This window comes from Priestia megaterium, assembly GCF_041941685.1.
Taxonomy (GTDB): Bacteria; Bacillota; Bacilli; order Bacillales; family Bacillaceae_H; genus Priestia; species Priestia megaterium_C.
The window spans coordinates 5,011,439-5,024,460 of the sequence record NZ_CP130958.1; the positions used below are offsets into that span (position 1 = coordinate 5,011,439).

A 13,022-nucleotide genomic window follows, 5' to 3' on the forward strand; every position below is an offset into this window, starting at 1 on the left:
TTTTATTTAGCAAGATACCTAGAAATGACAAGACGCTGAATCTCTTGTGTGCCTTCATAAATTTGCGTGATTTTTGCATCTCTCATAAAACGTTCTACTGGATAATCTTTTGTATAACCGTACCCTCCAAATACTTGAACAGCTTCTGTCGTTACTTTCATTGCTGTATCCCCAGCATATAATTTTGACATGGCTGATTCTTTGCCATATGGCAGCCCTTGAGACTCCAGCCAAGCAGCTTGATAGGTTAACAATCTTGCAGCTTCTATACTCGTGGCCATGTCGGCTAGCTTAAAAGCAATTCCTTGCTGAGAAATAATTGGCTTACCAAATTGCTGACGTTCCTTGGCATAAGCTACGGCCGCATCTAATGCCCCTTGAGCAATTCCTACAGCCTGCGCTGCAATGCCATTTCGGCCGCCATCTAGTGTCATCATCGCAACTTTAAATCCTTCTCCTTCATTTCCCAGCAAATTTTCTTTTGGAACACGGCAGTCTTCGAAAATAATTTCTGTGGTAGGTGAAGAGCGAATGCCCAGTTTCTTTTCTTTTTTACCAACTGAAAATCCCGGCATATCTTTTTCAATAATGAAAGCGCTCGTGCGTTTTTCATTGGGGTCGATGCGAGCAAATACGACGTAAATATCCGCTTCGCCGCCGTTTGTAATAAAGATTTTAGAGCCATTTAAAATATAATCTTCTCCGTCCTTTACAGCGAGCGTTCTCATTCCTCCTGCGTCTGATCCAGCACTCGGTTCGGTTAACCCATAAGCACCTATTTTCTCACCCGTTGCCATAGGTTTCAGGTATTTTTGTTTTTGTTCTTCTGTTCCGAATGTATAGATTGGCCAGCCGGCTAGAGAAGTATGAGCCGACAAAGTAACGCCTGTCGATGCACATACTCTAGACAGTTCTTCAACGGCAATGCAATAAGCTAGATAGTCACTGCCAATTCCTCCGTATTGCTCCGGCCATGGAATACCTGTTAATCCTAGATCAGCCATTTGCGTAAAGATTCCTCTGTCAAAACGTTCTTCCTCATCTCGTTGTGCAGCTGTCGGAGCCACTTCGTTTTTAGCAAAGTCCCGCACCATTTTTCGAATCATTTCGTGTTCTTCTGAAAGTTTAAAAAACATGATTATTCCCCCTATAATTGACTGCTAATGACGATGCGCTGAATTTCGCTTGTACCTTCGTAGATTTCGCATACTTTGGCATCGCGAAAATACCTCTCTACTGGATAATCTTTCATATAACCATAGCCTCCCAAAACTTGAATCGCATCGATTGCTACATTCATCGCTGTTTGGGAAGCAAATAATTTCGCCATTGAGGCTTCTTTTTTACAAGGAAGTTTTTGATCATATAAAAAAGCGGCTCTATACATTAAAAGCTTCGCTGATTCAACAGCCGTTTCCATATCAGCCAGCTTAAAGGCAATACCCTGCTGAGATAAAATCGGTTTTCCGAATTGATATCTTTCATTTGCATAGTTTTTAGCTGCCGTTAACGCACCTTCAGCAATTCCTACCGCCTGAGCAGCAATACCAATTCTTCCGGCATTTAAATTAGCCATCGCAATTCGAAAGCCTTCACCTTCTTCTCCGAGACGATTTTCTACAGGCACCTGCATATTTTCAAAGTGCAGTTGAACCGTTCGAGAACCGTGAAGACCCATCTTATGTTCATCTTTTCCTACTGAAAATCCCTCCATCGTCTTTTCAACGATAAAAGCGCTCATCCCTCTCGACCCGCGTTCGGGGTTCGTTTTAGCAAATACAATATACGTATCCGCTTCGCCGCCGTTTGTAATGAAAAGCTTTGAACCATTTAAAAGATAGTGGTCTCCTTTTCGTTCTGCCTTTGTTTTTAAGCTTGCAGCATCAGACCCTGCACTAGGTTCTGTTAAACAAAAAGCACCTAAACATTCACCTGTCGCCAGTTTTTTTACATATTTTTGTTTTTGATCTTCCGTCCCAAATACGACAATAGGATTCGTACCTACAGAAGTATGAACAGACAAAATGACGCCGAGGGCTGGACTTACTTTTGATATTTCGTGGATGGCAATCATATACGACACAAAGTCCAGTCCGCCCCCTCCGTATACTTGAGGAACGGGAATGCCCATCAGGCCCAGATCAGCCATCTGCTTTAATAAACCTCGAGGAAATTCACCCTTTTCCATGTTTGGCACAGCCGCAGCGACTTCTTTTTCACTAAAATCAGCTACCATCTTTTTAATCATGTGTTGTTCAGACGTAAAAAAGATCATTTCGCCACTCCTTTATGTTTCGTACGTAAAAAATCCTTTTCCTGTTTTTCGACCAAGCCACCCTGCCTTTACATATTTCCTAAGCAATGGACAAGGACGATATTTGTCATCACCAAATCCTTTATGAAGCGTTTCCATAATAAACAAACATGTATCGAGGCCGATGAAATCTGCTAATGTCAAAGGTCCCATTGGATGGTTCATTCCTAGTTTCATCACTTGATCAATATCCTCTTCGTTTGCTACACCTTCATAGAGCGTAAACACAGCTTCGTTAATCATTGGCATTAAAATTCGATTTGAAACAAACCCTGGAAAATCATGAACTTCCACCGGGGTTTTATTTAATTTTTTCGTTGTTTCATAGACTGCTTGATACACTTCATCGGTAGTAGCCAGCCCTCTAATAATTTCAACGAGTTTCATCACCGGAACAGGATTCATAAAGTGCATGCCAATTACTTTTTCAGGTCGAGTGGTCACAGCTGCAATTTCAGTAATAGGAAGCGAAGACGTGTTGGTTGCTAAAACAGTATGATTCGGGGCTAACGAATCCAACTCCGCAAAAATGGCTTGCTTGACTTCCATCTTTTCCACAACCGCTTCGACAATTAAATCTGCTTTTTGTGCTGCTGTTATTTCATTTGCCAGGTGAAGGCGCTCCATAATTTCTTCATATTCCTTAGCTGAGAGAGAACCTTTTCCCACCTGCTTTTTCAGACGTTTATCAATACCTTCTATTCCTTTTTGTGTATTTTTTTGATCAACGTCATACAAAGAAACTTGATATCCGCTCGCAGCAAATACTTGTGCAATTCCTGCTCCCATCTGACCTGCTCCAATAACCATAACTGTTTCAATATTCAAGTTGGTATCCCCCTTTTACACTTCTACCATGATGGCATCACCTTGGCCGCCGCCGCTGCAAATAGAAGCAATGCCTAGTCCGCCGCCTCGTCGTCTTAATTCATGAATGAGCGTTACAACAATACGGGCGCCGCTTGCTCCAATTGGATGTCCAAGTGCTACAGCCCCGCCGTTCACATTTACTTTTTTAGCCGGAAGCCCTGCAATTTCCATACTCATCAACGCTACTGCTGAAAAAGCTTCATTGATTTCAAACAGCGCAATATCGTCTACTGTCTTATTTGTTTTTTGCAGTAGCTTGTTAATAGCAAACCCAGGCGTTTTTGGAAATTCCCTTGGCTCCATCGCAAGAGAAGTATGGTTTACAATCGTAGCCAACGGCTCATAGCCATTTGCTTTTGCCACATCTTCATCCATTAGCATGAGCGCAGCTGCTCCGTCATTCACGCTAGGTGCATTTCCTGCTGTAATAGTTCCGCTGTGACCAAATACAGGCCGAAGAGACGAGAGTTTTTCTAACGACGTATCTTTTCTTGGTCCTTCATCTTTTTGAACCGTTATCGTTCCTTTTTTAGACGGAATATCAACTGAAATTCTTTCTCCAGTCCATCTCCCTTTCTCTTCTGACTCCACCGCTAATTGATGACTGCGAAGGGCCCATTCATCCTGCTTTTCTCGGGAAATATTCATTTCAGAAGCTATTTCATTTCCATACGTACCCATTTGAACTCCTGTAAAGCTGCATGTCAATCCGTCATGAACCATCAAATCCGTCACTACACTATCTCCTATACGGAATCCCCACCTTGCTTTTGGAAGAAGATACGGTGCGTTACTCATCGATTCCATTCCACCTGCAATGATTGTTTTTGCTTCTCCTAATCGAATCAGCTGATCAGCAGTTGTAATGCTGCGCATGCCCGATGCACAAACTTTATTAATGGTTTCCGTCTCTACTTGCCACGGTAAACCTGCATAATGCATGGCTTGCCTAGAAGGCAGTTGTCCTTGGCCCCCTTGCAGCACGCACCCCATAATAACGGAATCAATTTCTGTACGTCCCTTTGATGCTGCTTGAATCGCTTTCCCGCCTAGTTCTGCTGCTTTTAGTCCACTTACGCTGCCACCTAATTTTCCAAAAGGTGTTCGAACTGCACTCACAATAACTGTTTTCCCCACTATTGTTTCCTCCTCTTTTTCCTAATCTTTGTCCTTGCCGATTGAACGCTTGCTCAATTTCCTTTCTGTAAAAAGTAGAGATGAAGACCATCTCTACTTCTCCTTTATGAAACCTGTTCTTGCACGTCACCATAAATTGACTTTTCAAGCAGTTCTGCTACGTCATACGTATGAACCTTTTCTTCTACTTCTTTTGCTTTTGTTCCGTCACTTAGCATCGTTAAGCAGTACGGGCAACCTGAACTGATAATGCTTGGGTTAACGGCCAAGGCTTGTTCCGTGCGCGCTACATTAATGCGCTGGCCGGTCGTTTCTTCCGTCCACATTAACCCTCCTCCTGCTCCACAGCACATACCATTTTCACGGTTGCGATCCATTTCAATCAAACTAACACCTGGAATCGCTTTCAAAATTTCTCTTGGTGGACTGTATACTTCGTTATATCTTCCTAAATAACAGGAATCATGGAAGGTAATTTTTTCATTAACCGCATGTTTTGGTGACAGCCTACCTTCTTTCACCAACATAGCTAATAATTCTGTGTGATGATACACTTCTCCTTCAAAACCGAAATCTGGATATTCATTTTTGAAGATATTGTAAGCATGTGGGTCAATCGTAACAATTTTTTTGATTTCATTTTTTTCAAATTCAGCGATATTTTTAGAAGCTAACTCTTGGAATAAAAATTCATTGCCCAACCTGCGCGGCGTATCACCAGAATTTTTTTCTTTATTTCCTAAAATTGCAAATGAAACACCCGCTTCATTGAGAAGCTTTGCAAACGATAGAGCGATTTTTTGGCTGCGGTTATCATAAGATCCCATCGAACCTACCCAGAACAAATACTCGAACGTTTCACCGGCTTTACTTACTTCTTTAACAGTCGGAATGTGAACATCTTCTCTTACATGTCGCCATTCTTCACGCTCTTTTCGGTTTAATCCCCAAGGGTTTCCTTGACGCTCAATATTCGTCATGGCACGCTGAGCATCCGCGTCCATTTTTCCTTCGGTTAATACTAAAAAACGTCGTAAATCTATGATCTTATCTACATGCTCGTTCATCACGGGACATTGATCTTCACAGTTTCGGCACGTTGTACATGCCCAAATTTCTTCTTCCGTAATGACATCTCCAATTAAAGCGGGATTATATTCCGCTGTTGCTGCGGCTTCTTCTCCGCCTTGGCTGGCCGCCATCATCGCCAGTTGATTTCCTTTTGTTTTGGAAAATGCATACGTAGGAACCCAAGGAGCCTTAGATGTCACAACCGCTCCTTTTTCTGTTAAGTGATCGCGCATCTTTAAAATTAAATCCATTGGAGATAAAATTTTCCCTGTACCCGTTGCCGGACACATATTCGTACATCGACCGCATTCCACACAGGCATATAAATCAATAAGCTGATGCTGCGTGAATTCTTCAATCTTTCCAACCCCAAACGTCTCCTGGGTCTCGTCTTCAAAATCAATCTTTTCAAGCTTACCTGGTTTAGAAACACGGTTAAAAAATACATTAGCCGGTCCAGCCAATAAATGAGCATGTTTTGATTGAGGAACATATACTAAAAACGTCAATAACACGGCTAAGTGAATCCACCATGAAACATAAAAAATGGAGATAGCGGCAACGTCATTGATTCCCTTAAATAAGATGGCAATCGATGACGCAATTGGTTCTGTCCATGATGGTTCATGATTATGCCAGATGATTGACATACTGTTTCCAACAAGCACTGACAGCATAAGTGCTCCAATAAAAATCAGTACTAAACCAGATTTAAATCCTCTTTTTAAACGCACAAGCTTTTCGACGTAGCGGCGGTGAAAAGCCCAGACAACTGCTACTAAAATCAAAAACGTCACAATTTCTTGAAAAAATGTAAAGCCGGGATATAAAGGTCCAAGCGGCAAATGTTTACCTGGAAGCAAACCTTTTATAATGAAGTCTAACGCGCCGAACTGAACTAAAATAAACCCATAAAAAAACATGACGTGCATAATTCCACTTTTTTTATCTTTTAACAGCTTCTTTTGTCCAAACACGTTCACCCAAATTTTTTGCAGCCTTTCTTTTAACCGCTGATCAAATTCAACTTTTTTCCCTAATTGAATATACTCAATGCGTGTGCGAATTAAATATACAAACAAAGAAACAGCGTAAGCGGTTACAATAATAAAAAAGAGAAAATTCACCCACAGCAACCCTGTCATCTCGTCCCCTCCTTGAATAATTTGTTACCCTTCTTTCCTCCTGACGACTAAATTTTCTGATAATATATCTGTTTTCATTGTATATAATGAATGAGCATTCAGTCAATATCTTTTCGTTCTTTTGTTCATATTCTATTTAAACAAGGTGACACTAAGAACAACACAAAATGTATTTACATCGGGAAAAGAGGTGACATGATGAGCGGCATGGTTGTAATTTTACTTTTTATTATTTTTATTGCTTGGCTTGCAATTGACCTTGGCGTTGGAAAGAAAGTATTTTCTCAAGTTGAAAATACATTTCCAAAGCGCCGTGCTTCTCTTTTTTTGTTCGCAGACGGGAATGTCTTGTATAAAGATTTATTTCACGAAATAGAAAATGCCTCTTCATTTATCCATTTATCGTTTTACATCGTACAAAATGATGAAATTAGCCAAGATTTTTTAGATTTACTAGTCCAAAAAGCACAGCAAAATATTGAAGTCAGGTTATTGGTAGACCGTGTAGGAAGCTATAAAATCAAGAAAAACAAAATTGCATTCTTAAAGAAACAAGGTGTTCATTTTGCTTACAGTCGAACGCTACGGTGGCCTTATTTATTTTATACACTCAACGCACGCAATCACCGTAAAATAGCCGTTATTGATGGGAAAGTTGGTTACATTGGCGGTTTTAATATCGGAAGAGAATATTTAGGACTCGACGCCAAGCTTGGGGTGTGGAAAGATTACCACCTGCGTATGGAAGGTGAAGGTATCCAAGATCTTCAAATGCAGCTGTTGAGCGATTGGTATGCTGCTACCGGCATAGACCTGCGTAAAGTGGAAAGATACTTTCCACCAACCTCTGAAGGAGACTATGTTATTCAGCTACAGTCGACTGAAGGTTTTTCACTTGAAGAAAGCTTTTTATCGATTATCAACCAAGCCAATAGGGAATTGTACATAGGTACTCCTTATTTTATTCCAAGTGAACCTTTGATGAATGCTTTACTGCAAGCCCGTGCACGGGGAGTACAAGTTCATATATTGATTCCAATGCGTGCAGATCAACCGCTTGTTCATCATGCTGCATTTGCCTATCTTCCTACATTGCTTCGAGCAGGCTGCATGATTTATCAATATTATTACGGTTTTTACCACGCAAAAGTATTAATTGCAGACAATGTTATCTGCGATGTAGGAACGGCTAATTTTGATAAAAGAAGCTTGTTCTTAAACGCTGAAATCAACTGTTTAATCTACGATGCCACATACATTGAAGAGGTAAAGAACAGCTTTAAAGCTTGTATGGGGGAATGCCCAATTTTGTCTTTAGAAGATGTCAAAAATCGAAAATGGAGTGAAAAACTAAAGCAAGGATTTGCAACCTTTATTTCTCCGTTACTTTAATGAACGAAAAGAGGAAAATTTATAATGAAAATTAGATTTGGCTATGTATCACATGCCCTGTCGCTTTGGGACTGCTCACCTGCTAAAACCCTCACGTTTACTAGATGGAAAAAAATGAAAAAAGACGAGGGGCTGGATAAGCTTCATTACGTCACAAAACAAAATTTGAATCATACTAAGCGCGCTTTACATTTTAATATTGCCCATGAAATTATGCTGTATCGATTATCATCTTCTCTTGTCCCTTTAGCTACTCATCCTGAAGTAGATTGGAATTACATTGATGCGTTCCAAGACGATTGGTCAGAGATAGGAGAATTGATTCGGAATCATCAGCTGCGCGTGAGTTTTCACCCCAATCAGTTCACATTATTTACAAGCGACAAAAAACATATTACAGAAAATGCGGTAAAAGATATGGATTATCACTATAGAATGCTTGAAGCGATGGGAGTAGCCGATCAAGCTCTTATTAATATTCATGTAGGAGGAGCCTATGGCAATAAAGAAAAAGCGATCGGTCGATTTCATGAAAACATTCAAACGCTGCCACCTGTCATTAAAAAGCGCATGACTCTTGAAAATGATGATAAAACATACACAACTGAAGAAACATTAGCTGTATGCGAAAAAGAGAAAGTCCCTCTCCTCTTTGATTATCACCACCACAAAGCAAATGAAGGAGAAGAACCTCTTGCATTATTGCTCCCTCGCATCTTTGACACGTGGAAACATATCGGCTTAAAACCAAAAATACATATCTCTTCTCCTAAATCTGAAAAAGAATTTAGAAGTCACTCTGATTATGTCTCAACTGATTTTATCGCACCTTTTTTACAAATAGCTAAAGATATCGGAGAAGATTTTGACGTAATGATTGAAGCAAAGTTAAAAGATAAAGCGCTGCTAAAATTAGTGGAAGATTTAGCATCAATGAGAGGAGTAAAGCGTACGGGAGGCGCTACGCTTGTTTTTTAAATAAAAAAAGAGCCAAGAGGCTCTTTTTTGTGTTACATTTTTTCAGGTGCTGAAACACCAATTAGTTTTAAGGAGTTTTGAAGCGTTACTTGAACAGCTTTCACTAGTTCAATACGCGCTTTACTTGTTTCTACATTATCGCTATCTAATACTTTTTCTGCATTATAGAAGCTATGGAACGTAGAAGCAAGATCAAATACATAGTTTGTAATGCGGTGCGGAATACGTTTTGTTGCTGCTTCCGCTACGGCCTGAGGGAACTCTCCGATTTTCTTCAGCAGTTCCATTTCTTTTTCTGCACTAATTAATGAAAGGTCAGCGCCAGATGTTGATTGAATCCCCATCTCTTCACCTTGACGAAGAATACTGCAAATACGGGCATGAGCATATTGCGCGTAGTATACAGGATTTTCATTAGATTGAGAAACAGCTAAATCTAAATCAAAGTCTAAATGTGTATCGGCACTTCTCATCGCAAAGAAGTAGCGAGTTGCATCAAGGCCTACCTCTTCTACTAGATCACGCATTGTTACTGCTTTACCTGTACGTTTGCTCATCTTCATTTTTTCGCCATTTTGATACAGTTGAACCATTTGAATAATTTCTACTTCAAGCGTATCTTTTTCATAACCAAGCGCTTGAATCGCCGCTTTCATACGAGGAATATATCCATGGTGGTCGGCTCCCCAAATGTTAATTAGCTTATCAAATCCGCGTTGAATTTTGTCTTGGTGATACGCAATATCTGGTGTTAAGTACGTAAATGAACCGTCATTTTTAATTAACACACGGTCTTTATCATCACCAAATGTCGTAGAACGGAACCACGTAGCACCTTCTTCTTCATATACATGGCCTTGTTTTTTCAGCGTTTCAAGTGCAACTGAGATTTTATCATTTTTATAAAGAGACGTTTCAGAATACCATACGTCAAATTTCACACGGAACTGTTCCAGATCACGCTTTAATTTAGCTAACTCATAATCTAACCCGTATTGACGGAAGAATTCAAAACGCTCTTCTTCAGAGGCATTTACATACTTGTCTCCGTGCTCTTTTGCTAGCTCTTTTCCGATGTTTATAATGTCAGCACCATGATAGCCGTCTGCGGGCATTTCTTTCTCTAAACCAAGAGCCTGCATGTAGCGTGCTTCTACTGAATAAGCCAGGTTATTAATTTGGTTACCAGCATCATTGATATAGTATTCACGTGACACATCGTAACCTGCTTTTTCAAGAACATTACATAATGAGTCTCCAACTGCAGCACCGCGGGCATGTCCTAAATGTAAATCTCCTGTCGGATTAGCTGAAACAAACTCAACTTGTACTTTTTGTCCGTTCCCTACGTTTGTTTGGCCGTACGCTTCACCAGCTTTTACAATCGTTGGGATAAGCTCTGTTAAATAAGAGTTATTCATATAAAAGTTGATGAATCCAGGGCCTGCAATGTCAATTTTCTCGATAGATGCTTTTGATTTATGGAAGTTTGCTACAAGCTCTTCAGCGATAACACGCGGTGCTTTTTTGGCAATACGAGCTAGCTGCATAGCCATATTGGTAGAATAATCACCATGTGTTTTATCTTTTGGGGTTTCTAATAGAACTTCTGGAAGTTCTGCTTTTTCAGCAAGTCCTGCTTTGACCACAGCATCTTGAATTTCAGCTTTTAATTTTTGCTGCACTTGTTCGACGATGTTCATTTTTTCTCCTCCTTGAATGTAATGGTTAACGCATATTTCCCGGTAGGCTGACCCTGTACTTCTAGATCATACGTTAAAAATAATCGACCCTTTTGAGTCATTTGTTTATATTCAATGTTATGAGCGAATGTTAGTAAATCCATACGTCCATAAGGGCTTATATAAGTTCCTTCGATCTGTACCTTTTTACGAAACGATTGCTTCATTTGAACAGCACCGGTTCGATTAATTGATACTTCATCTTCGCTAATTTTCACCATTGTTCTAATATCTCCGATTTCCTCTTGGCGCTCTGTGTATGTAAGATAAATTTTCGATCCTTTTTCATAATACATACCTTTTGCATTTACCGATGTTGTCTCTTTTCGGTGACCATCGTGGATATCCGTCACAATTTTAACCTCAATGGGTTTCTTGACTTCTGAAGCGTTACTCACAAAAGACACTTCCTTATTAAAATGAATACGTTATAACTTAAATAGTATAAACATTCTAAAGAAAGAATTCAATAATACTTCAAAGGAAATATGATAGATACGCCGAGAATTCACCTTTTTACAGTACGTGACGCATTCACATATTCCAAATAAAAAAGGCAGCCACAGCGGCCGCCTTTTACTTTATTTATTTCTTTTGTACCCAGCCTAAGATCATTTCGCGAATAAGCTTGCTTGCTGTATTAGCTGTTTGTTCAGACGGATCATAAATTGGAGCTACTTCTACTAAATCTCCTCCGACAATGCGAAGATCTGATTTAGCAATTGCGTGAATAGAAGCTAAAAGCTCTTTTGATGTGATACCGCCTGCATCTACTGTTCCTGTACCAGGAGCGTGCGCCGGATCTAATACATCGATATCAATTGTTACATAAACAGGACGACCTGCAAGTGTTGGTAGAATCTCTTTTAACGGTTCTAGAACTTCAAATTTTGAAATATGCATGCCGTTTTCTTTTGCCCATTGAAATTCTTCTTTCATTCCTGAACGAATACCAAATGAATAAACATTTTCCGGTCCGATTAGTTCTGCAACTTTACGAATCGGAGTGGAATGAGAAAGTGGTTCTCCTTCATACTCTTCACGAAGGTCTGTATGAGCATCCATATGGATAATGGCCAAATCCGGGTATTTTTTATACATAGCTTTCATAACAGGCCAAGAAACCAAATGCTCTCCACCCATGCCTAATGGGAACTTATCTGCTGCTAAAAGCTGATCGATATACTCTTCAATCATATTTAAGCTGCGCTGAGGGTTCCCAAATGGAAGTGGAATATCTCCTGCATCAAAATATTTTACTTCCTCTAGCTCTCGATCTAAATACGGGCTGTATTCTTCTAATCCAATTGATACTTCACGAATACGAGTTGGGCCAAATCGTGAACCTGGACGATAGCTAACTGTCCAGTCCATTGGCATTCCGTAAAGAACCGCTTCACTTTCTTCAAAAACAGGGTGACTGCCGATAAATACATTACCTGAATAGGCTTCATCAAAACGCATATTTTGTTCCTCCTTCATTATTCATAGAAAAGATGCCAGCCTTAAACCTCTGGCATCTCACTTGTATGTGATAACTTATTTAATAAGATCTTGCACAAATTTAGGTAAAGCAAATGCGGCTTTGTGCAATTCTTTTGTGTAATACTTTGTATCAATATCGAAGAAACGATCTTCGCTTACTTCCAATGGATCATGTTTCTTTGAACCCATTGTAAATGTCCATAAACCGCTTGGGTACGTTGGAATATTCGCTACGTATAGACGTGTAATCGGGAAGATTTCTCTTACATCACGCTGAACATTTGAGATAAGCTCTGGCGTGAACCAAGGATTGTCCGATTGAGCAACAAAGATACCATCTTCTTTAAGTGCTTTTGAGATACCTGCATAGAATCCTTTTGTAAATAAATTCACAGCTGGACCTACTGGCTCTGTTGAATCCACTAAAATGACATCGTATTCGTTCTCGCTTTTAGCGATGTGCATAAATCCGTCATCTACTTGTACATCAACACGAGGATCTTCTAGTTTGCCCGCAATTGAAGGTAAGAATTTTTTTGAGTACTCAATAACTTTTCCATCGATATCAACTAACGTCGCTTTTTTTACGCTTGGGTGTTTTAAAATTTCACGGATTACGCCTCCGTCTCCTCCACCTACAACTAGTACGTTTTCTGGATTTGGATGCGTAAATAACGGTACATGCGCAACCATTTCATGATAAACGAACTCATCTTTTTCTGTTGTCATTACCATACCGTCAAGTAGGAGCATGTTACCAAACTCTTCTGTTTCAACCATGTCTAATTTTTGAAACTCCGTTTGCTCTGTATGTAAAGTGCGATTAATTTTAGCTGTAATACCAAAGTTCTTTGTTTGCTTTTCTGTGAACCATAATTCCATTTCAAA

Annotated in this window: 11 protein-coding genes; 2 read left to right on the forward strand and 9 right to left on the reverse strand. The window is 39.9% G+C overall.

From position 1 onward, the window contains the following. Window positions 1–2: 2 nt before the first annotated feature. The 5 genes from Q5794_RS26565 to Q5794_RS26585 form a co-directional block, all read right to left on the reverse strand. Entirely contained in the window at window positions 3–1,136 is a 1,134-nt protein-coding gene (locus Q5794_RS26565) for an acyl-CoA dehydrogenase (RefSeq protein WP_013059833.1), read from the reverse strand. Between the two features lie 11 nt (window positions 1,137–1,147). Next, window positions 1,148–2,275 carry an acyl-CoA dehydrogenase gene (locus Q5794_RS26570; protein WP_192997064.1) on the reverse strand — a complete coding sequence of 376 codons (1,128 nt, stop codon included), beginning with the start codon at window positions 2,273–2,275 and terminating at the stop codon, window positions 1,148–1,150. Window positions 2,276–2,287: 12 nt separating this feature from the next. Continuing rightward, window positions 2,288–3,142 carry a 3-hydroxybutyryl-CoA dehydrogenase gene (locus tag Q5794_RS26575; protein ID WP_016765937.1) on the reverse strand — a complete coding sequence of 285 codons (855 nt, stop codon included), beginning with the start codon at window positions 3,140–3,142 and terminating at the stop codon, window positions 2,288–2,290. 15 nt (window positions 3,143–3,157) lie between these two features. Continuing rightward, entirely contained in the window at window positions 3,158–4,321 is a 1,164-nt protein-coding gene (locus tag Q5794_RS26580; protein ID WP_215054864.1) for an acetyl-CoA C-acetyltransferase, read from the reverse strand. A 104-nt stretch (window positions 4,322–4,425) separates the two neighbouring features. Further along, window positions 4,426–6,537: a (Fe-S)-binding protein gene (locus Q5794_RS26585; RefSeq protein WP_215054865.1), complete on the reverse strand. Its 2,112-nt coding sequence runs from the start codon at window positions 6,535–6,537 to the stop codon at window positions 4,426–4,428. A gap of 195 nt (window positions 6,538–6,732) precedes the next feature. On the opposite strand from Q5794_RS26585, the gene cls reads away from it, so the two are divergent. After that, window positions 6,733–7,929 (forward strand): cardiolipin synthase, encoded by a 1,197-nt coding sequence (gene cls / locus Q5794_RS26590; protein WP_251034398.1) that lies wholly within the window; start codon window positions 6,733–6,735, stop codon window positions 7,927–7,929. A gap of 24 nt (window positions 7,930–7,953) precedes the next feature. Further along, entirely contained in the window at window positions 7,954–8,907 is a 954-nt protein-coding gene (uvsE, locus tag Q5794_RS26595; RefSeq protein ID WP_215054866.1) for a UV DNA damage repair endonuclease UvsE, read from the forward strand. A gap of 32 nt (window positions 8,908–8,939) precedes the next feature. Here uvsE and argS read toward each other — a convergent pair whose 3' ends face one another. The 4 genes from argS to speE form a co-directional block, all read right to left on the reverse strand. Continuing rightward, window positions 8,940–10,610 carry an arginine--tRNA ligase gene (gene argS / locus Q5794_RS26600; RefSeq protein WP_215054867.1) on the reverse strand — a complete coding sequence of 557 codons (1,671 nt, stop codon included), beginning with the start codon at window positions 10,608–10,610 and terminating at the stop codon, window positions 8,940–8,942. Then, a complete protein-coding gene (locus Q5794_RS26605) occupies window positions 10,607–11,047 on the reverse strand; it encodes a DUF1934 domain-containing protein (RefSeq protein WP_311591199.1) in 441 nt (146 codons plus the stop codon). Before Q5794_RS26605 ends, argS begins: the two co-directional genes overlap by 4 nt. Before the next feature lie 187 nt (window positions 11,048–11,234). Further along, the gene (speB, locus tag Q5794_RS26610) at window positions 11,235–12,113 is read right to left on the reverse strand and encodes an agmatinase (protein WP_013059842.1); all 879 of its coding nucleotides are present in this window, start codon (window positions 12,111–12,113) and stop codon (window positions 11,235–11,237) included. A 75-nt stretch (window positions 12,114–12,188) separates the two neighbouring features. Further along, window positions 12,189–13,016 (reverse strand): spermidine synthase, encoded by an 828-nt coding sequence (speE, locus tag Q5794_RS26615; RefSeq protein ID WP_013059843.1) that lies wholly within the window; start codon window positions 13,014–13,016, stop codon window positions 12,189–12,191. Window positions 13,017–13,022: the final 6 nt, after the last annotated feature.

Bases quoted from the DNA above. Each gene is read 5' to 3' on its own strand.
- uvsE (WP_215054866.1), top strand. From the start codon at position 7,954: ATGAAAATTAGATTTGGCTATGTATCACATGCCCTGTCGCTTTGGGAC.
- Q5794_RS26570 (WP_192997064.1), bottom strand. From the start codon at position 2,275: ATGATCTTTTTTACGTCTGAACAACACATGATTAAAAAGATGGTAGCT.
- argS (WP_215054867.1), bottom strand. From the start codon at position 10,610: ATGAACATCGTCGAACAAGTGCAGCAAAAATTAAAAGCTGAAATTCAA.
- speE (WP_013059843.1), bottom strand. From the start codon at position 13,016: ATGGAATTATGGTTCACAGAAAAGCAAACAAAGAACTTTGGTATTACA.
- cls (WP_251034398.1), top strand. From the start codon at position 6,733: ATGATGAGCGGCATGGTTGTAATTTTACTTTTTATTATTTTTATTGCT.
- speB (WP_013059842.1), bottom strand. From the start codon at position 12,113: ATGCGTTTTGATGAAGCCTATTCAGGTAATGTATTTATCGGCAGTCAC.
- Q5794_RS26585 (WP_215054865.1), bottom strand. From the start codon at position 6,537: ATGACAGGGTTGCTGTGGGTGAATTTTCTCTTTTTTATTATTGTAACC.
- Q5794_RS26565 (WP_013059833.1), bottom strand. From the start codon at position 1,136: ATGTTTTTTAAACTTTCAGAAGAACACGAAATGATTCGAAAAATGGTG.